Here is a 20289-nt window from a genome sequence, read left to right as displayed (position 1 = left end):
GTCCTGTTTTTCAAATCTAGGATATTATTTTACTTCACATATAATTGACTAAATATCAATAACATGAACAAAACACTGACCCTACTATTTTTGGTGGGAATCCTTATTTCCTGCACTAAAGAACCTGCACAATTATTGGTAACATCTCCCAACGGGACCAATTCTATAGATTTTTACGTTTCGGAAGATGGTACACCCTATTATTTTGTGAATAATAACAATAAAATTGTTATCGATTCCTCTTCCATGAATTTTGATTTTAAGAACCAAAAGTCCTTAAACGGAAATCTGAGCATCATAAATTCAACTACAAATACCATTGATGAAACTTGGGAGATGCCTTGGGGCGAGCAAAGGGAAGTTATGAATCATTACAATGAGCTCAAAGTTGAGCTAGAAGAAACAGAAGCTCCCAACCGCAAGTTCAATATTTATTTTAGGGCGTATGATGATGGTGTTGGCTTCCGCTACGAGTTTCTGCCCCAACAAGGGATTGACAGTATCACTATCATGGATGAAAACACCGAGTTTCAGTTGACCGAAGATTATACCACATTTTGGATTCCCGGCGACTGGGATATCTATGAACATCTTTACAACACCACCAAAGTTTCAGAAATCGATGCCATATCCAAAAGAGACAATGCTGACCTTGCTGCGACCTATATTCCCGAAAATGCCGTAAATACTCCAGTGACAATGCGTGGTGCAGATGGGCTGCATCTGAGTTTTCATGAGGCCAATCTTACCGATTATGCTGGAATGACCTTAAAAGTTGACAATGAATCCCTGTTATTGACTAGTGAATTGGTAGGTTCCGATAGAACTGGGTACAAAGTAAAAAAGGAACTGCCATTTAAAACACCATGGCGTAGCATTCAAATTGCCGACAACGCCAGCGACCTTATTGAATCAAACTTGATTGTAAACCTCAATGAGCCCAACAAACTAGGGGATATTAGCTGGTTCGAACCAAAAAAATATGTAGGCATTTGGTGGGAAATGCACGTGGGCAAGTCTACTTGGGATTACGCAGGCTCACAAGACATGAATACCTTCACCAATGATTTAAAACCTACCGGCAAGCATGGGGCGACCACAGAAAATACCAAGCGCTATATTGATTTTGCCGCTAAAAACAACATCAAAGGTGTTTTGGTCGAAGGCTGGAACACGGGTTGGGAACATTGGATAGGTTTTGAGGACCGCGAAGGAGTCTTCGATTTTGTGACCCCCTACCCCGATTATAATCTAGAAGAATTGAATAGGTATGCCAAGGAAAAAGGTGTGGAAATTATTATGCACCACGAAACCTCGGCAGCACCTCGCACCTACGAGCAACAATTGGATACGGCCTATCAATTGATGAACCAATTGGGAATTCATTCCGTTAAAACGGGCTATGTTGGTAAAATCATCCCAAAAGGAGAATACCATCACGGTCAGTGGATGGTAAATCATTACAGAAAAGTATTGGAAACTGCTGCCAAATACAATGTTGCCATCAATGCACATGAACCCATAAAAGCGACAGGAATTCGCAGGACATACCCCAATGCTATTGCACGCGAAGGGCTCCGTGGACAGGAATTCAATGCCTGGTCGGCCGATGGTGGAAACCCTCCAGAACACTTACCTATTGTGGCCTTTACGAGGATGTTGGCAGGCCCTATAGACTTTACCCCCGGAGTTTTTGACATTGATATTCCCGGCAAGGAAAACAACAGTGTAAACACTACACTAGCGCAGCAACTGGCACTATATGTCGTTATTTACAGTCCTGTTCAAATGGCTTGCGATCTACCCGAAAATTATGAAGGCCAACCAGCCTTACAATTTATTAGGGATGTCGGTGTGGACTGGGAAGAGACCAATGTACTGAACGGAGAAGTAGGCGACTACGTGACCATAGCCCGTAAAGAACGAGAAACAGGCAATTGGTTCGTTGGTGGAATCACTGATGAAAATGCCAGGGAAATTACTATTGATTTTGATTTTCTGGATGATGGAGTCGATTATGAAGCCATTGTTTATAAAGATGCAGAGGATTCACATTACAAAAACAATCCTACCGCAATCAACATTGAGGAAATCGACATCAGCCCGGGCTCTTCATTGACCATTCCATTGGCCGAAGGAGGTGGATTTGCCATTAGTTTGATGAAGAAACATGATTGATTAGAGGCAAGTGTATGTGACTTATATCACTGTGGGACTTATGGACTAAAACTATTTTTGGGTTATATCAAAATAAAAAGTTATGACAGATAAACTCAACCAAATAGGGCTTGATAAAAATGATTCGAGCAATTTGGCCCACAAGCTAAACGAGCTTTTGGCGAACTATCAATTCTTTTATATGAATGCGCGCGGGTTCCACTGGAACATCAAGGGCGAAAAGTTTTTTGAGCTTCATATTAAGTTCGAGGAACTGTACAACGATTCATTGGTAAAAATAGATGAAATCGCGGAAAGGATTTTGACTTTGGGCTTTACTCCGCTTCACACCTACGAAGATTACACGGCATTATCCAAAATAAAAGCGGCAAAAAACGTATCGGGCGGCAACGAGGCCATTCGGAAAATTCTGGACGGATACGAAGTACTTTTACCCTTGGAAAGAGAACTTTTGGAGATGTCAGGTGAATCCAATGACGAAGGTACCAATGCCCTGATGAGTGATTACATTCGAGAACAGGAAAAACTCATTTGGATGTACTCGGCCTATCTAAATGAATAAAAGAGTATTATGTGAGACGCACATCAATTCCCAAAGCTTTCTAAAGGGTATATGCCACGTCCGCTAAAAATCCTACTTTTGGGCAAAATTTCATGAATTTGAAAAGCATTTCATTTTTCATTCTATCGCTTTTCGTTTTTAGCGTTTTTGCCCAAGAGCAGCAAACCGAAGGTGGCCGACAAATCAACATTGTATATGGGGCCAACTTTACCAAGAACGAAGCCGAGTTTCCTGGCGCCTCTATTTTTAGTAAGGACGATGAGCGCCAAGTGCAGTTTGAACACCAAGGTGCAGACCTTTGGTGTGATATCGCTATTTTTTATACAGAAGAAAACCGACTCAAAGCTATTGGTAACATCCGTCTTCAACAAGGAGATTCCATAGAGATGAATAGCGGTAAAATGGATTACGATGGCAATACAAAGCTGGCCAAAGCTTGGGAAAAGGTTGATTTGACCAATGGCCAAATGACATTGACTACCGACACCCTTTATTTTGATCGAGAAAATCAACAAGCTTATTATAATGCTGGTGGTAAAGTAGTAGATTCCGCCAATGTGCTCACCAGCAAAGTGGGGACTTATTTTATGACGCCAAAAAAGTATCAGTTCCAGCGAAATGTGCACATAGACAATCCCGATTACATTATAGATTCGGAACAGTTAGATTACTATACCACTTCCAAAAACGCCTACATGTACGGTCCCTCCACCATTACCGGGGAGGAGTACAAGATTTATTGCGAGCGTGGATTTTACGACACCAAGATAGAACAGGGCTATGGCATTAAAAACACCCGAATAGATTACGATAACAAAATCATCGAAGGAGATAGCCTCTATTTTGACAAGGCTACGGAGTTTGCTTCGGCCACCAACAACATCAAGATTACAGACACCATCAACAATGGGGTAATTAGAGCACATTATGCCGAAGTTCACAAGGCAAAAGATTCCGTTTTTGCCACAAAAAGGGCGGTTTCCATCAGCCTGGTGCAAAAAGATTCGCTCTATATGCACGGTGACACCTTAATGGTAACAGGAAAAGAGGAAGAACGCATTCTTCGGGCATTTCGTAACGCCAAATTTTATAAAACCGACTTAAGTGGTAAATGTGATTCCATCCATTTTGATGAAAAAACGGGAATCACCCAACTGATTACCGACCCTATTTTATGGAATGTGGACAATCAAATCACAGGGGATAGCATCCATTTAATATCGGACTTGGAGACCGATAAATTGGATTCCCTAAAAGTGATAGAAAATGCCTTCATTATTTCATTGGACACCATTAGCGGAACGGGATACAATCAAGCGAAGGGCAAAAACCTCTTTGGCAAATTCATAGAAAACGAATTGAAGATCATCGACTTGGTCCAAAACACCGAAGTTATTTACTATGTCTACAATGATGATGAGGAGCTTGTTGGCATCGATAAAACCATCTGTAGTAAGATAAGACTGCTCATGGCCGATAACGATATTGAGGACATAACCTTTTTTGTAAATCCTGATGGTGATATATTTCCCGAAACCGACCTGCCTGTTGAGAGCCGAAAATTAAAAGGCTTTATTTGGCGTGGTGACGAACGAATCAGGTCCAAGGAAGAAATTTTTGATGAAGATGACAATAATATTGAACTAGTAAAAATTAGGGGCATAGACAATCCTATAGATATTGATGCAGAGGAAAACGAACGGCAAAAAAACCAGAATGACCCTATTAATGCGCCAAACACCAAGGCTGTAAAACCCAAAAAGCCCGTTCTTAAAAAGAAAGCACAAAGCCCGTAATGTCCAAAAACGATTTTTTCACATACCAAGCCCAAACTTCCCCTCATCCATTGGCCTTGGATGTTTCGCATGCCAAAGGGTGCTACATCTATGACCAAGATGGCAATGCGCATTTGGATTTTGTGGCTGGAGTGTCCGCATGTAGCTTGGGACACTGCCACCCCAAAGTGGTGGACGCTATAAAAACACAGGTGGACCAATACATGCACGTAATGGTCTATGGAGAGTATGTTCAAAAGCCAGCAGTTGAGTTCTCAAAACTATTGGCATCCCTCCTTCCCGAAAATCTGAACACTACGTATTTGGTCAATTCAGGGACGGAAGCCATGGAAGGTGCCATAAAATTAGCCAGAAGACACACGGGAAGGTCTCAAATCGTAGCAGCAAAAAATGCCTACCATGGAAATACCATGGGTAGTTTGAGTCTTATGGGATTGGAAGAGCGTAAAAGTGCTTTCCGTCCATTGATACCAGATGTCCGTTTCATGAATTTTAATGCTGGGGAAGAACTGGAAAAAATCAACGAGCGTACAGCCTGTGTGGTTTTGGAAACAATTCAGGGCGGTGCTGGATTTATTGTACCAGAAAACAATTATCTGGAAAAAGTCAGAAAGCGTTGCGACGAAGTCGGTGCCCTATTGATATTGGACGAAATACAGCCTGGTTTTGGTAGAACAGGTAAATTATTCGCTTTTGAGCACTATAACTGTCCACCCGACATCTTGGTGATTGGAAAAGGAATGGCATCGGGGTTACCTGTAGGTGCCTTTGTTGCATCCAAGGAATTAATGAGCGATTTAAAAGACAACCCAAAATTCGGCCATATTACTACTTTTGGTGGAAATCCCGTAATTGCAGCGGCAAGTTTGGCTACCTTAAAAGAAATCACGGAAACGGACATTATCCCACAAACTCTCAAAAAAGAAAAACTGTTCAGAAAACTATTGCAACATCCTTTAATTAAGGAAATAAGGGGCAAAGGATTAATGCTTGCTCCCATTATGGAAAACAAGAAGATAGCCGATTATTTGATTCTTGAAGCCGCTAAGAAAGGGTTGATACTTTTTTGGCTTTTATTTGAGTCCAAGGCCGTGAGAATATCACCACCATTAACTATTTCGATGAAAGAAATTGAAGCCGGTTGCGACCAAATCCTCAGTATTTTAAATAGCTACCAACCCGATACTGTTAACTAATTTGTTGATAACATACCCCGAATTTAGACTTAAACAGAACCACAAAGGGTTAATTTTAAGTCCATAGTTCAACCAAAAACGTTCCTATGGCGTTAGAATCTAACGAATATCCAGACAAATCCATAAACAAATTTGAGTCCATGCTCAAGACGGATGACGTCTACTTCTTTGATGCGGAGGACTTTGAGGAAATTATCCACTACTACCTGAACAACGGTAAAATCTCCTTGGGGAAAAAAGCCATTCAAATTGGTTTGCAACAACACCCAAACTCACTAGAATTAAAGTTATTACAAGTGGAAGTGTTGGCTTTCGAGGACAAATTTGATGCTGCTGAAACACTTCTGGATGAAATACAGAACATCAATGTGACCAACGAGGAAATCTATATCCAAAGAGCCAATATCCGTTCCAAGCAGGACAAACACCAAGAAGCCGTAAACTTATTGCTGGAGGCGCTGGACATTACAGATCATTCTTTCGATATCCATTCCCTTTTAGGGATGGAATACCTGTTTATGGACAATTATGAGCAAGCAAAGCTCAGTTTTATGCGATGTGTGGAAATTGACGACAGAGACTATTCATCACTATACAATGTAGTATACTGCTTTGAATTTTTGGAAGATTTTGACGGTGGCATCTATTACTTGAACGACTATTTGGACCGAAACCCCTATTGCGAGGTAGCGTGGCACCAATTGGGAAAAATGTATTTGTCCAAAAAATTATATATCGAGGCCCTGACCGCTTTTGATTTTGCCGTTATTTCAGATGATTCCTTTATCGGTGCATATTTTGAAAAAGGCAAGGTTTTGGAAAAATTGGGTCGGTATAACGAAGCCATTGAAAATTATGAATCCACCATATCGATGGAAGACCCGACTTCCTACGCTTTTCTTCGACTTGGGAAATGCCATGAAAAATTGGGCAACTTTCGATTTGGCAAAATACTATTACTACCACACTGTTCACGAAGATCCTTTATTGGACAAAGGCTGGTTGGCCATCACAGATTTCCATTTTGGACAAAAAAACTACGAAAAAGCCCTATACTACATCAATAAGGCCATAAATATTGATGGGGAAAATCCAAAATACTGGAAAAAAGCCGGAAGGATTTATTTTGCCATGAACAATCTGGACGAAGCTGATTTTGCTTATAAGCAAACTGTTGATCTTGGCAATTATGAGTTGGAAACTTGGAAAAACTGGGCAGAAGTCCTCAATAAAATAGGAGATTACAATTCTGCCATACAAGTATTGATCCAAGGACTGGAGTTTTATCCTGATAATTCGGACCTCACCTATACATTGGCAGGCATTCATTTAAAAAATGATGACTTGGCTGAAGCAAAAACCATCTTATCCAAGGCTATGAAATTGGATATTGGTAAATTGCAGCAGTTTGAAAAAGAATTCCCAGAATTTATAGAAATTGATTGGGTAAAAGCACTGGTTTTAAAAATTAGGAAAACAGCGAAATAACCCTACATTATTCCCAAATCCATGCAAGCACGTCGTATACTGGACTATGTATTTGTCACCCTTAAAGGAATGGCCATGGGCGCCGCAGATGTAGTCCCAGGAGTATCAGGAGGAACCATCGCCTTTATCTCTGGCATTTATGAGGAACTTATTACCTCCATCAATAACATTGATTTTTCTCTTATTTCAATTTTAAAGAAAGGTGGCATCAAAGCCGTATGGCAAAAAGTAAACGGCAATTTTCTGTTGGCCCTTTTTTTGGGGATATTTATTAGCGTCCTCTCCTTGGCAAGGTTCCTTAGCTGGCTTTTGGAAAACGAACCAATCCTATTATGGTCCTTTTTCTTTGGACTTGTGGTTGCTTCCATCTTTTTTGTAGGAAAAGAGATTTCCAAATGGACGTTGGGAACAGTGTTCATATTGATTGTGGGAGCTGCTTTGGCATTCTTTATTACCGAGCTGCCCGTGAGCGATAACACTGACAGTCTGCCCTATTTGTTTTTATCTGGCGCACTAGCAATTTGCGCTATGATTCTTCCAGGAATTTCGGGAGCATTTATTTTGGTGTTACTAGGTTCATACAAAACCATTTTGGATGCAGTTCACGAAAGGGAAATTAAAATAATTCTAACCGTGGGCGTAGGCGCCATTTTTGGGCTATTAAGTTTTGCCCGATTGCTCAAATGGATGTTCAATCACTATAAAAACATCACCTTGGCACTTTTAACAGGGTTCATTTTAGGGTCTTTGAATAAAATTTGGCCTTGGAAAAAAGTCTTGGAGACCAAAACTTTTGGCGAAAAGACCATTGTTGTTGATGATATGAACGTGCTTCCTGGCACATTTGAGGGCGATAGCAAATTAATGCTTGCTATTATTCTAGCCATCCTAGGTTTTTCACTTATTTTTATCCTGGAAAGACTAGCTTCCAAAAAATAAGGATAACCCATTTAGGTACATGCATCAACCTAGAACATTTCTGGATAACTTCTTCTTGGTCATAAAAGGCCTTTGCATGGGTGCTGCCAACAAGGTCCCCGGGGTTTCGGGAGGTATTGTTGCTTTTGTGGCCGGTTTTTACGAAGAGTTCATTTATTCCCTTCAAAAACTGAACTCCAAAGCCGTAAAATTATTCTTTAATGGGAGATTCAAAAGCTTTTTTCAGTATACCAATGCTAGATTTCTAGGTCTGTTAATTTTTGGAATGCTGGTGAGCTATTTCAGTGTATCCAGAATATTGGACTATTTCTTGGCGCACAACGAACTTTTTGTTTGGGCCACCTTCTTCGGAATGGTCATTGGCTCCATTTATCACATAGGCAAGGATTTTGCCCCTTGGAACAAAAGCACTGTTCCAGCAGGGATTATTGGACTGATTATCGGTGTTTCCATCAGCTTTTTAAGTCCTGCTCGTGAAAACGACAATCTACTCTTCATATTTTTCTGTGGCATCATTAGTGTTTCCGGAATGACTCTCCCTGGCCTCTCCGGTTCCTTTATATTGATTTTACTGGGGAATTATGTATTACTTCTGGTAGATTCGGTAAACGCGCTTTACGACACTTTCTCGGAAATTTTCTCAGGAGATTTTAGCTTCTATAAGAATGAGGAACGTATGCAAATCCTTAAAATATTAGGTGTGTTTACGTTGGGTTCCATTACTGGATTGGTCACATTTTCGCATTTGCTCAGTTATTTGCTCAAACACTTTAAAGCCATTACAACAGCAGTTCTTTTAGGATTTATTACAGGATCTTTGGGTGTACTTTGGCCTTGGAAAAGAACCGTTTTTAAGCTGGATGGAGCAGGGAACCCATTATTGGATACTAACGGGGACAGAATAATTCTTAACTATACACGTCATTTTCCGAATATGGCAGAGGCGGAAACATGGTGGGCCATACTTTTTATTTTAATCGGGATTTTGGTATTATTGATTTTGGATTGGTATGGCAACAACAGACAAAAAAATGAACAGGTTCGGGCTTCTCGGTAAAAACATTTCGTATTCTTTTTCGCAGGGATATTTCACCCAAAAATTCAAGGATTTAGGGCTTACTAACCATAGCTACGAGAATTTTGATATTCAAAATATGGAGGAACTGAAAAATGTGCTGGCCCAAGACAACCTTAAAGGGCTTAATGTAACCATTCCTTATAAGCAAGATGTTATCTCCTATTTGGATGAATTGGACGCAAAAGCCGAAAAAATCGGTGCGGTAAATACCATTCAGTTTACAAAAAATGGTTTAAAAGGCTTCAATACCGATGCCTATGGGTTTAAAAAATCCTTGGAACCTTTCCTTAAACCACATCATAGAAATGCATTGATTTTAGGCACCGGAGGCGCATCCAAAGCTGTTCGTTTTGTTTTGGATGAATTGGGAATTGCTAACACCTACGTTTCGCGCAGCAAAAAACAAGGGCAGTATACTTACGAAGAGCTGGACAAAGACATCATAAAAAAAAACACTCTGATCATTAACTGTACCCCTTTGGGAACATTCCCCAATGTTGAGGCCAAACCTCAGATTCCATATCAGTATATCGGTGCCAAACATTTATTGTACGACCTAATCTACAACCCCGAAAAAACTGCTTTTTTAGCCCTAGGCGAAGCCAATGGAGCAACCATATGCAACGGATTGAAAATGCTGGAACAACAGGCCGAAAAAGCGTGGAAAATCTGGAACCAAGCCTAAAATAAGGCAATCAATATAAGGATTGGGCCAATCCGTACATCTCCAAACTTCTTCAAAAGAAGAATCAATACTTTTGCTATTAGACAATTAAGTTGTTAAATTGGCTATAATTTTCATCAATCAAATAGGTAAACAAGCTACTAATGCAGGAAAACGATGGTAAACTTCAGCAAGCTGAAGGTGGTATAGAAGAAACGTCAGAAAACATAAAAGGACAATTGGAAGAAAGCACTCAAGCAGAACCAAAAGTGTCCCAAGAGGTTACGTCTGAGAATGAAGAAGAAAAAAAGCCTGAGAAGGAAACAGTTTCCGAAGCCAAGAGCGATGAAAAAAGTACCGAAAAGAACGATTCCGATGAGCACTTAGACGAAATTGACGAATCAAATGCAGAGGATGCGGAGGATGTCGAAAACGAAAAGCGCCATACCATCCCAATGCTGGACTACCACTCCATGTCCATGGAAAACCTTGTAGGGGAGTTACAGCGTCTGGTCAAAAATGAAAAAGTACAGGCCATTAACAAGCATGTTAGTGCCATTAAGTACGAGTTCGACCAAAAATTCCAAGAATTCTTAGATGAAAAAAAGGAAGAATTTGTATCCAAAGGTGGTAATGAAATAGATTTTAGATACAATTCGGTTGCCAAAAGACAATTCAATGAGGTCTATTCCGATTTTCGTGAAAAACGTGATCAGTACTATAAGCAATTAGATCAATCTTTGAAAACTAATCTTCAAAAGCGATTGGACATTATTGAAGAACTCAAAGGACTTATAGATATTGAGGAGGACATCAATACCACCTATAATAACTTTAAAGATCTTCAGAATCGCTGGAAAAATGCTGGACCGATTCCTCGTACCAATTATAATGATGTGTGGCGTACCTATCACCACCACATGGAAATCTTTTATGATTTTCTACACCTAAATCGTGAGTTGCGCGATCTGGATTTTAAACACAATCTGGAAGAAAAGCAGAAGTTGGTGGAACGTGCCGAAGCTTTGGCCAATGAGCCGGACTTAGGCAAAGCATTCAGGGAACTGCAAACGCTCCACAAGATTTGGAAAGAGGACATTGGCCCTGTAGCCAAGGAACATCGGGAAGAAATCTGGGAAAAATTCAGTACAGCCACCAAGGCAATGCACCATCGTAGACAAGAACATTTCCAAGAATTGGAAAAGGTTTACGAGAAAAATCTGGAGAAAAAACAAGAGATTATTGCTGCTATTGCTAAAATAGCAGGGAGCGTTGCAGATAATCATAGGGGCATCCAACAACAAATAAAAGAGGTTGAAGCGCTGAGAGAATCATTCTTTAAGGCTGGTCGGGTACCACAAAAGGTTAATGAAGATACCTGGAGTCAATTCAAAGAAACCGTTCGCAAGTTCAACAGAACCAAGAATGCCTTTTATAAGAATCAGAAAAAAGAGCAACAACAAAACCTTGAAAAGAAAAAAGAGCTTTTGGAACTGGCTGTTTCATTGAAAGATAGTGAAGACTGGGATGAGGTTACCCCACAAATGAAAGGCATACAAAGGGACTGGAAAAAAATTGGCCATGTTCCAAGGAAGTATTCCGATAAAATCTGGAAAGAATTTAAAGATGCCTGTAACCATTATTTTGACCGATTGCATTCTGAAAAGAACGAGGCGCACAAAGAGGAGTTCGAGAACTTTAAAAAGAAAAGCGAGTGCCTGGACCGTCTAAAAAAATTCCAATTAAGCGGTGATAAGAAAAAAGACCTCGAAGACCTAAAGGCATTTTTGGCCGAATGGAAGCAATACGGGCGTATCCCATATAACAAAAAGCACATCAACAGTAAGTTCAATAAAATAGTTGATGCCCTCTTCAAAAAAATGGGGATTGTCAAGCAACAATCCGAATTGCTCAAATACGGAAACAAAGTACAAGAACTTGCCAAAACAGAGGATAATTACGCCATTGGCAATGAACGTGTTTTTGTAAAACGTAAAATTGATGAGGTAAAATCAGATATTCGCCAATTGGAGAACAACCTTCAGTTTTTCTCAGGTAACTCTGAGGACAACCCGTTGGTAAAGGAAGTTATCAATAAACTGGACAAGCAAAAAGAAGCGCTTCAAACTTGGAAGGAAAAGATGAAGAAGCTCAATATACTAGAGCACAAACTCAACAAGGAAACCGAGGAAGAGGAAAACAACAATGAGGGAGAATAGGTTTCAACGTATTTGTCTCCTTTTTTCTCCTACCTATACTTAGGATTAGAGTATACTTTTTAAAAAGTACCTGATTAAATCTGTTGTGGTTACAATACCTTTTAGCTTCCCATTATCCACAACAGGTAGTGCATGAAATTCCCGTTTCGATAAAATTTCGGCAACATCTTTTATTGTAGTATCAGAGGTTACACTCACCACATCATGCACCATTACTTGGGGAATCGTAAACATATTATAAACAATAGTGTCCACAACTTCCTCATGTTCGTCAATGGCATCTGCAAAACTGATGCGCATTAAATCTGTATGGCTCAGCATACCTTTAATATTGTTGCCTTCAACCACAGGGATATGTCTTATGTGATGTTTTTTAAAAAGTCGTTCAGCAGTCACCAAATCATCTTTGGTGCTCAATGTGACCAAGTTTTTGGTCATTATTTTCGAAACAGGTACACCAATTTTCATCGTTCCAGTAATTTAAAATTCCTTGAATGAAGTTACCCTGATTCTAACTGGCAAAGTATGATAATTGTCAGTTCATCATCTTAACAAACCAATGAAACAAGGTTATAAAATGAACAGTAGTCACGAATAAAACATACTTTCATTAGCTTTTTTTAACATTACGTCTCTTTTTTTTGCAATATTCTTAAGTAAATAGCCATTTTTAATTTTCAAAGAGGAATTAAAAATACCATCCAACAAAATGAAAACTTTTTTAGCACTGTCGCTTACATTACTAACATCAATCTTTGGGTTCTCTCAAACGTATTACGAAACCAGCTGGATCAGTGGCGAAATCAAATACACGGCACTGGTAATTTTTTATGAGGATAGTGAAGCCTTGGTAAGAGTAAAGTATTACAACAACGGATCGGACAAATTGGCAAACTTTGGATGTTCTTATAAAAACTTCACAAAATCTGATGGCACCATAGACAAGTTCTTGGATGGAACCAATGCATCTATCGTAAGGGGATCATCGGAGTCGAGCTACTCGGCGGACAACTTTTATCTTAAAGATATTGGAAACGGTAATTACCAGGCGTATACGGTAGATGACAATGGATTTAGCGGTGGAGACATTACCCAATATATGAAACCTATGTTGTATTGGGTAAAATTGAATCCCGATGCACTGACAAAAGGGTATTTGGATGATTATTTTGATGAGAAGGAAACTATATTCCAATTGCTGGTATTTTTGAACAAAGGGGAATTATCGTATCCAGTTAAGGACAATGCAGTAACTGTGTTGGCCAATGGCATTGATCAAAAACCCTTATGGGCGGCAGTAATGGATAAAAATAGTAGCCTTAACTACTCGGAGCAAAGGATAAAAGAATCAAATAGTTATCCCAGTGACTGGATCAAGAATCAATGGAGTGAAGGTTTTTACATCACCTCTATGGATTTTGATGACAGTAAAAATACTTTTGTCGTGCTCATGAGCAAGGGGTATGGGTTTGGCCCGCAATCATGGAAAAAGTCATCTACCTTCCCTAAGGATTGGATTACCGAAAAATGGAATGATGATTACTCCATAACTTCCATGACCAATGGTGGCGGCAATTGGTACGTGGTTATGAACAAAAGTACAGGTTTTGAGACCCAGAGATGGAAAACGAGTTATGATATTCCCAGAGATTGGATTATTGACAATTGGAACGAAAACTATGCCATCACCTCAGCAACCTATGGGAATGGTCTTTGGGCGTTATCTATGAGCAAGGCTTCCAAACTCGGGGCACAAACATGGAAGACCCAAGTTGAATATCCTTCTGATTGGATTATCGAAAGGGCGGACAAAGGTTACTCCATAACGTCTATGACCTATGGAGACGGCATGTGGCTCGTGGTTATGTCCAAGAATCCTACAAATACCACGAACAGATCCGGTATAAGTTACCAAGACATCCCAATCGATTGGATTCTTAAAAACGCCCAATACTAACAGCGTATAACTTTACTTGGCAACGTTCACCGAGCGTGTTTCCCGAATTACAGTAACTTTTACCTGACCGGGATAGGTCATATCAGTTTGTATTTTTTGTGAGATTTCGAAAGAAAGTTCAGCTGCTTTGTCATCGTTCACCTTTTCGCTTTCGACAATGACCCGTAGTTCCCTACCAGCTTGAATGGCATAGGCTTTTTGTACTCCATTGAATCCAAAGGCGATATCTTCCAAATCCTTCAAACGTTGAATGTAGGAATCCAACACCTGTCGTCTTGCCCCAGGGCGAGCACCGCTAATAGCATCACAAACTTGTACTATGGGAGAAATCAAAGTGGTCATCTCAACTTCATCGTGGTGAGCCCCAATTGCGTTACAGACCTCATCTTTTTCACCATATTTCTGTGCCCATTGCATACCTAAAATAGCATGGGGCGTTTCCACTTCCACCTCTGCCATTGGAACCTTTCCAATATCATGGAGCAATCCGGCTCTCTTGGCAATTTTTGGGTTAAGTCCCAATTCTGCAGCCATTACACCGCAAAGTTTGGCAACCTCCCTAGAGTGCTGTAATAGGTTTTGTCCGTAGGAGGAACGATATTTCATTCGGCCTACCGCCTTGATCAATTCAGGGTGCAATCCATGGATACCCAAATCGATCACGGTACGTTTTCCTATCTCGGCAATTTCTTCGTTGATTTGCTTTTCGGTCTTTTTGACAACCTCTTCAATACGGGCTGGATGAATTCTACCATCGGTTACCAGTCGGTGCAAGGATAAACGGGCCACTTCCCTTCTAACCGAATCAAAACATGACAGTATAATAGCTTCTGGAGTATCATCAACAATAATCTCCACTCCAGTAGCAGATTCCAAAGCACGAATGTTTCTACCCTCACGGCCAATAATTCGTCCTTTTACATCATCGGACTCCAAATTGAACACGGAAACACAGTTTTCCACAGCTTCTTCGGTTCCAATACGTTGAATGGTATTCACTACAATTTTACGAGCCTCCTGTTGTGCGGTAAGCTTGGCTTCCTCCAAGGTATTTTGAAGATAGGCCATGGCATCGCTCTTGGCGGTTTCCTTTAGTGATTCCAGAAGTTGTGCCTTAGCATCTTCTGCAGAAAGACCAGATATGACCTCCAACTGCTGTACTTGACTCTTATGAAGTTTTTCTACTTCAGATTGCTTTTTCTCCAGAATATCACTTTTGTACGCAACCTCTTTAATTTTTTCTTGTAGCTGATCGTTAAGCTTTTTGTTCTTGGCAAGCTCACTGCTCACTTGAGATTCCTTATCTCTGGTTCTCTTCTCTGCTTCACCAATTTTTTTGTCTTTATTGATAATGACCTTTTCATGCTCGGCCTTCAACTCCAAAAACTTTTCTTTGGCCTGAAAAATCTTGTCCTTCTTTACGCTCTCCCCTTCCTTCTTGGCTTCTTTTATGATATCGGCCGCATCTTTCTTTGCGTTGGCAATGGTCCTGGATGCTTTGCCCTTCTCCATCATCTTGGCAATTGCGAATCCTATTGCCAGCCCTACAACAGCTGCGACAACAATAACTATGATATTATCCATGTTTGCTTATGTTTAGTTAAAAAAAAAGCCCACATCGGCCGAAGTTTTGTACAAACTCCTAAATACAGGTTTAGGGCTAACAGATTGATCAAGGATCCCTATACAGGTAGGGCCTGCTTTTACAACCTAAACTCACCCTTTCTAATTATAATAGTGTTGAGTTTGTCAAAAATTAATTACCAATGTGGGCAGTAACAATATTTTATTTAAAAGAACTTATTCCCCCAATTTGGAATGAACCAATTCATCCAATGCTCTGAGGCGCTGCATGGCGGCCTCCGCGTTTTCTGAACGGTCTATTCCGCCTTGCTCAATTTTTGAAGCAAATTGTAAGGCACACATGGCCAAAACATCTTGCTTGTCCCGAACGGCATAGTTTTGCTCAAACTTTTTTGCCAAATTTTCTATGTTCTTGGCCGCTTTTCGCAACCCTTCCTCTTGCTTTGGGTCAATCGTTAAGGGATACACCCTATCCGCAATGGAAAGCTTTATTTTGAGCTTCTCGTCCATAATTTCGGTACCTATCAATCCGCTAATTTGGCTATGCAAACGTCAAGTTCGCGAATCAATGTATTTATCTTGAGCTTAGCTTCTGTTTTACTAGTATTACTACCCAGCATTGTGTTCGCCATTTTCAAGGAGTCATACTTTTCCTCCCATTCGTTTAGAGCATTTTGCTTAAGTTGGTTTTCCTCCTCTAAAAGAACCAATTCCTGTTTTAACTTGGCATTGACTTGGTGCAACAGCTCCATTTTGTGCAGCAGCTTGCTCACCTTGTTCTCTAAAGAATCCACAATCTCAACAAGTTCGCTCATATATGCAAACAACAATACGTATTACACAAAGTTAACCAACCTAGTGCAACCTCGCAATACTTTTAGGATTTATTCTTAAAGCCACAAGGGAGCATCTTAAATCTTTTTCTCAAATCAAAACATTGGTTACTTTCGTAGAGAAATATTGTTTTTTATATGCGCTGCAACTTTTTTTTAGCCATTTTTTTGATTGCATTACAGTTACCTGCACAGAAAAAATACCCCCAAGATACATTTCGCCCTCCTTTGGAGATTCCTTTGGTTTTAGCCGGAACTTTCGGTGAACTGCGCTCCAATCACTTTCATTCAGGAATGGACATTAAAACTCAACAAAGGGAAGGGTTGCCCGTTTTTGCTATTGGTGATGGAACCGTAACGCGCATCAAAGTATCTCATTGGGGATACGGAAAAGCGCTTTATATAGCCCACCCAAATGGGTACACATCAGTGTATGCGCACCTTAAAAAATTTGGGCCAGAAATAGAAGAGTATGTAAAAAAAGCACAATACGAGAAGCAATCCTACGAAGTGGAAATGTTTCCGGATTATGGGGAACTTAAAGTAACCCAAGGCGGTACGATTGCTTACTCGGGCAATACGGGGAGCTCTGCTGGACCCCATCTTCATTTTGAAATACGAAACAGCGTAAATGGAAAGCCCACCAACCCTCTGCTCTATGGGTATGAGGTAAGAGATGCCACCGATCCAACTTTGTTGGGACTCTACGGGTACCCTTTGTCCGAAGGCGCATTAATTAATCAAAGTGCAGACAAAATTCAATTGAATTACACAAGACAATCCGATGGTTCATATTTGGCAGATAAGGTTACGGCAATTGGAACTATTGGTTTTGGAATTAACAGTTTTGACCGTTTGGACATGGCTGCCAACAAAAATGGGGTGTACGCCATAAAACAAACCGTAAATGGCAGGGTGTATTCCGAATTTGATTTTGATTCCTTTTCTTTTGGGGAAACACGATATATCAATACGCTTATTGACTACGCACATTTTTATGACCACAGGCAAAAAATCCAGAAATGTTTTAAGGAGCCATACAACCATTTAAACATATATGAATCGCTTTACAACGATGGCAAAATCAAAGTAGAAGAAGGTGTGTCCTACAATACAGAGTTATTGATTTCCGATGTGGCCGGAAACACCACGAAGCTCATCATCCCTATTGACGGAAAAAAACAAGAGGAGAAAATCAGTAAAATTGATAAAACTACCGAAAACTTCGTAATTGCAGATAAGCCCAACAATTTTGACCTAGGTGCGGCCAAGGTATATTTCCCGGCGAGCACATTCTACGAGGATTTCTTTATCAATTTGGAAAAGGGAAGCGATACCATTACCATACACGACAATAGTGTGGCAGCACACCGAAATTTCACTATTAGTTTTGACCCCTCTAAATATTCGGCAGAAGATAGAAAGCAAATGTTTATTGCCCATTTAGATAGTAAATCAAGGTCATCTTATTCCAAAACATACAAAAGGGATGGCTCCTTTACTACCAGAACGCGTACATTGGGCACCTATACATTGGTAAAGGATAGTATTGCTCCGGAAATAAAACCAAAGAATTTTAAAGAAAAACAATGGCTGAGTAACTATAGCTATTTAAGCCTTGCCATTTCGGACGATCTAAGTGGTATTGACACCTATTCGGCAACCTTGAATGGAAAATGGATTTTGATGGAGTATGAACCAAAAACAAACACCATAACCTACGATTTTGAGGACAACATCTCTAACGAAACAGAATGTGAGTTAAAAGTCACTGTTACTGACAATGTGGGCAACTCCACAACCTTTGTTGGTAATTTTTTCAGGAAATAGGCTTATTTTTGCAGACGAAAAATATCATTTACCGATTTATATTTTTTTAAGATTAAACCTCAAAGTAAAATCAACCAATACTTTTTGTAACCTGAAGCCAAAAACCAGAGGTGTTGAATTAAAAATAGATTAATGAAAAAAATTGTCTTCGTTTTTATTCTTTTGACCACCGCCATGGCACCCGCGCAAAAGAACATCTATGAAAACATTAGGTTTGACGAGCTTACGGACAATCACGAGGTTTTGGCCATTGTTCCCTTTATTGCGCATTTGGAATTAAAAAAGGCAGTGGACAGGGATGAGTTAAAGGTTTTGGCCAAAAAGGAAGGCTACGCCGTACAAAATGCATTGGAGACCTATTTTTCCAAACGGAAAAAACGGAAAAAATTCAATGTAGATTTCCAGAATATCAATAATACCAACGCTGTTCTAGCCCAAAATAATATTGACTACAATAATATTGATACCTACACTACCCAAGAATTGTGTAAAATATTGGAGGTTGATGGAATCATCAGTGGCAACTTAAATCTTAATATTTTGCTTTCCGAAGGTGTACCCACAGATTTCAGCATTTTAGATTATTTTAGTGGAAACGCTAATTACGGTAGAATCGGAGTTAAAGTAAGTGATGGTGAAACGGGAAAACTACTTTGGAAGTACGAAAACGAAATTTCCAAAAAAACGGGTAAAAACACCACGGAACTCATCGATAAAATGATGAAAACTGCATCTAGGAAATTTCCTTACGACAGAGAGAAAAGAAGAGACCGTAACTAGTACCTACCAACTCCTAACTGCTCGCAAACTCCTTTAAGACTTCCACGGTATAATCCAATTCTTCCTTAGTGTTGTACATGGAGAAAGAAAAACGTAAGCTAGGCTTTTCCAATTCCTCTCCCGATAAGATTTCGTTGAGCACATGAGACCCTTGGTCACTTCCAGACTGGCAGGCACTTCCTTTGGAACAGGCAATCCCTTTCATATCCAGATGAAATAAAAGCATCAACGCTTTCTGTTTATCAAAAGGTAAGCGAATATTGATCAAGGTATAAGTACTTTTTTCCAAATCGCCAGAAAGTCCATTGCAAACTGCTTCAGGGAGTTCTTGCTCAACTTTTTCCAAAAAATATTTTTTGAGCTCTTTTACGGCTTGAGTCTCTTCTTCCAAGTGTTCGTATGCCTTCACAAAAGCCTCTTCCAAACCAACAATATTATGGAAAGGCTCGGTTCCTGCCCTAAAACCTCTTTCTTGCGCCCCACCAACAATCAATGGTTTCAATCCCGAGTTCTTTCTGATAAAAGCAAACCCGATTCCTTTGGGCCCATGAAATTTATGAGCTGCTGCTGTCATAAAATCAATATTGATACCTTGTACGTCCCAAGGATAGTGCCCTATGGACTGCACGGTATCGGAATGAAAAAGTGCGTTGTTTTCTTTACAAAGTTCACCAACAGCAGCGATATCGGTAATATTGCCAATCTCGTTGTTCACATGCATTAAGCTCACCAATTTTTTGGAATCGTCTTTTTTGAGCAATTTCTCCAAATGTTCAAGGCTAGGATTGCCAAATTCATCCAAGTCCACATACCAAACATTGATGTTGTACTCTCTTTCAAGCTCCTCGACCGTATGCAAAACAGCGTGGTGCTCAATTTTGGATGTAATGATGGTCTCAACCCCCAAATCTCTGACAGCACATCTTAAAATCATGTTGTCCGCTTCCGTCCCCCCCGAAGTAAAAATAATTTCAGAAGGTTGTGCATTTAAGGTTTTGGCAATAGTTTTCCTTGCTTGTTCAACAGCTGTTTTCGCCGACCTCCCAAAACTATGGGTAGAAGATGGATTGCCATAATGTTGAGCAAGCGCCTCTTGCATTCGCTCGATTACCTCTTTCCTTACCTGCGTTGTAGCAGCGTTGTCCAGATAGACTTTTTGCATTGTTAAATTCACTTTTAAACAGG

General features: G+C 40.0%; 16 protein-coding genes, 1 other RNA gene and 1 pseudogene. 12 read left to right on the top strand and 6 right to left on the bottom strand.

Features of this window, described 5'->3' with window-relative positions; all coding sequences use genetic code 11:
- Window positions 1-63 precede the first annotated feature (63 nt).
- The 9 genes and pseudogenes from D2V08_RS12495 (at window position 64) to D2V08_RS12455 (ending at window position 12120) form a co-directional block, all read left to right on the top strand.
- Window positions 64-2178, top strand: coding sequence for a glycoside hydrolase family 97 protein (locus tag D2V08_RS12495; RefSeq protein ID WP_119608498.1), 2115 nt, complete (start codon window positions 64-66; stop codon window positions 2176-2178).
- An 82-nt stretch (window positions 2179-2260) separates the two neighbouring features.
- Window positions 2261-2740, top strand: coding sequence for a Dps family protein (locus D2V08_RS12490; RefSeq protein WP_119608497.1), 480 nt, complete (start codon window positions 2261-2263; stop codon window positions 2738-2740).
- A gap of 92 nt (window positions 2741-2832) precedes the next feature.
- Complete coding sequence (locus D2V08_RS12485) at window positions 2833-4536, top strand: OstA-like protein (RefSeq protein ID WP_119608496.1); 1704 nt, start codon at window positions 2833-2835, stop codon at window positions 4534-4536.
- Window positions 4536-5732 carry an aspartate aminotransferase family protein gene (locus D2V08_RS12480; protein ID WP_119608495.1) on the top strand — a complete coding sequence of 399 codons (1197 nt, stop codon included), beginning with the start codon at window positions 4536-4538 and terminating at the stop codon, window positions 5730-5732. Before D2V08_RS12485 ends, D2V08_RS12480 begins: the two co-directional genes overlap by 1 nt.
- Before the next feature lie 86 nt (window positions 5733-5818).
- A pseudogene (locus D2V08_RS12475) lies at window positions 5819-7220 on the top strand (tetratricopeptide repeat protein).
- Between the two features lie 21 nt (window positions 7221-7241).
- Window positions 7242-8159: a polyprenyl-phosphate transporter gene (locus tag D2V08_RS12470; RefSeq protein ID WP_119608494.1), complete on the top strand. Its 918-nt coding sequence runs from the start codon at window positions 7242-7244 to the stop codon at window positions 8157-8159.
- Between the two features lie 19 nt (window positions 8160-8178).
- Entirely contained in the window at window positions 8179-9216 is a 1038-nt protein-coding gene (locus D2V08_RS12465) for a DUF368 domain-containing protein (RefSeq protein ID WP_119608493.1), read from the top strand.
- Window positions 9170-9922 (top strand): shikimate dehydrogenase family protein, encoded by a 753-nt coding sequence (locus tag D2V08_RS12460; RefSeq protein ID WP_182835537.1) that lies wholly within the window; start codon window positions 9170-9172, stop codon window positions 9920-9922. Before D2V08_RS12465 ends, D2V08_RS12460 begins: the two co-directional genes overlap by 47 nt.
- Window positions 9923-10065: 143 nt before the next feature.
- Complete coding sequence (locus D2V08_RS12455; protein WP_119608492.1) at window positions 10066-12120, top strand: DUF349 domain-containing protein; 2055 nt, start codon at window positions 10066-10068, stop codon at window positions 12118-12120.
- A 45-nt stretch (window positions 12121-12165) separates the two neighbouring features.
- Here D2V08_RS12455 and D2V08_RS12450 read toward each other — a convergent pair whose 3' ends face one another.
- The gene (locus D2V08_RS12450) at window positions 12166-12588 is read right to left on the bottom strand and encodes a CBS domain-containing protein (protein ID WP_119608491.1); all 423 of its coding nucleotides are present in this window, start codon (window positions 12586-12588) and stop codon (window positions 12166-12168) included.
- 241 nt (window positions 12589-12829) lie between these two features.
- Between D2V08_RS12450 and D2V08_RS12445 the strand changes: the two genes are divergently transcribed.
- Window positions 12830-14077: a DUF7477 domain-containing protein gene (locus tag D2V08_RS12445; RefSeq protein ID WP_119608490.1), complete on the top strand. Its 1248-nt coding sequence runs from the start codon at window positions 12830-12832 to the stop codon at window positions 14075-14077.
- A 12-nt stretch (window positions 14078-14089) separates the two neighbouring features.
- Here the strand turns inward: D2V08_RS12445 and rny are convergent, their stop codons facing one another.
- The 4 genes from rny to D2V08_RS12425 form a co-directional block, all read right to left on the bottom strand.
- Window positions 14090-15661 (bottom strand): ribonuclease Y, encoded by a 1572-nt coding sequence (gene rny / locus D2V08_RS12440; protein WP_119608489.1) that lies wholly within the window; start codon window positions 15659-15661, stop codon window positions 14090-14092.
- Window positions 15662-15713: 52 nt separating this feature from the next.
- A non-coding RNA gene (ssrS, locus tag D2V08_RS12435) (6S RNA) lies at window positions 15714-15823 on the bottom strand.
- A gap of 54 nt (window positions 15824-15877) precedes the next feature.
- Entirely contained in the window at window positions 15878-16171 is a 294-nt protein-coding gene (locus D2V08_RS12430) for a cell division protein ZapA (protein ID WP_014031631.1), read from the bottom strand.
- Between the two features lie 14 nt (window positions 16172-16185).
- On the bottom strand, window positions 16186-16476 hold the full coding sequence (locus D2V08_RS12425; RefSeq protein ID WP_119608488.1) for a coiled-coil domain-containing protein: 291 nt from the start codon (window positions 16474-16476) through the stop codon (window positions 16186-16188).
- A gap of 156 nt (window positions 16477-16632) precedes the next feature.
- Between D2V08_RS12425 and D2V08_RS12420 the strand changes: the two genes are divergently transcribed.
- Window positions 16633-18324: a M23 family metallopeptidase gene (locus D2V08_RS12420; protein WP_119608487.1), complete on the top strand. Its 1692-nt coding sequence runs from the start codon at window positions 16633-16635 to the stop codon at window positions 18322-18324.
- Window positions 18325-18456: 132 nt separating this feature from the next.
- Window positions 18457-19104 (top strand): hypothetical protein, encoded by a 648-nt coding sequence (locus tag D2V08_RS12415; protein WP_119608486.1) that lies wholly within the window; start codon window positions 18457-18459, stop codon window positions 19102-19104.
- Between the two features lie 13 nt (window positions 19105-19117).
- On the opposite strand, the gene D2V08_RS12410 is transcribed toward D2V08_RS12415, so the two are convergent.
- Entirely contained in the window at window positions 19118-20266 is a 1149-nt protein-coding gene (locus D2V08_RS12410) for a cysteine desulfurase family protein (RefSeq protein WP_119608485.1), read from the bottom strand.
- Between the last annotated feature and the right edge of the window lie 23 nt (window positions 20267-20289).

It is taken from the genome of Flagellimonas lutimaris, from assembly GCF_003581615.1.
GTDB lineage: Bacteria > Bacteroidota > Bacteroidia > Flavobacteriales > Flavobacteriaceae > Flagellimonas > Flagellimonas lutimaris.
Note: the sequence above shows the minus strand (reverse complement) of the source record. Positions and strands in the feature narration are given on the sequence as shown.

Coding starts and splice junctions, on each gene's coding strand:
- D2V08_RS12495 (WP_119608498.1), top strand. CDS start 64: ATGAACAAAACACTGACCCTACTATTTTTGGTGGGAATCCTTATTTCC.
- D2V08_RS12490 (WP_119608497.1), top strand. CDS start 2,261: ATGACAGATAAACTCAACCAAATAGGGCTTGATAAAAATGATTCGAGC.
- D2V08_RS12485 (WP_119608496.1), top strand. CDS start 2,833: ATGAATTTGAAAAGCATTTCATTTTTCATTCTATCGCTTTTCGTTTTT.
- D2V08_RS12480 (WP_119608495.1), top strand. CDS start 4,536: ATGTCCAAAAACGATTTTTTCACATACCAAGCCCAAACTTCCCCTCAT.
- D2V08_RS12470 (WP_119608494.1), top strand. CDS start 7,242: ATGCAAGCACGTCGTATACTGGACTATGTATTTGTCACCCTTAAAGGA.
- D2V08_RS12465 (WP_119608493.1), top strand. CDS start 8,179: ATGCATCAACCTAGAACATTTCTGGATAACTTCTTCTTGGTCATAAAA.
- D2V08_RS12460 (WP_182835537.1), top strand. CDS start 9,170: ATGGCAACAACAGACAAAAAAATGAACAGGTTCGGGCTTCTCGGTAAA.
- D2V08_RS12455 (WP_119608492.1), top strand. CDS start 10,066: ATGCAGGAAAACGATGGTAAACTTCAGCAAGCTGAAGGTGGTATAGAA.
- D2V08_RS12450 (WP_119608491.1), bottom strand. CDS start 12,588: ATGAAAATTGGTGTACCTGTTTCGAAAATAATGACCAAAAACTTGGTC.
- D2V08_RS12445 (WP_119608490.1), top strand. CDS start 12,830: ATGAAAACTTTTTTAGCACTGTCGCTTACATTACTAACATCAATCTTT.
- rny (WP_119608489.1), bottom strand. CDS start 15,661: ATGGATAATATCATAGTTATTGTTGTCGCAGCTGTTGTAGGGCTGGCA.
- D2V08_RS12430 (WP_014031631.1), bottom strand. CDS start 16,171: ATGGACGAGAAGCTCAAAATAAAGCTTTCCATTGCGGATAGGGTGTAT.
- D2V08_RS12425 (WP_119608488.1), bottom strand. CDS start 16,476: ATGAGCGAACTTGTTGAGATTGTGGATTCTTTAGAGAACAAGGTGAGC.
- D2V08_RS12420 (WP_119608487.1), top strand. CDS start 16,633: ATGCGCTGCAACTTTTTTTTAGCCATTTTTTTGATTGCATTACAGTTA.
- D2V08_RS12415 (WP_119608486.1), top strand. CDS start 18,457: ATGAAAAAAATTGTCTTCGTTTTTATTCTTTTGACCACCGCCATGGCA.
- D2V08_RS12410 (WP_119608485.1), bottom strand. CDS start 20,266: ATGCAAAAAGTCTATCTGGACAACGCTGCTACAACGCAGGTAAGGAAA.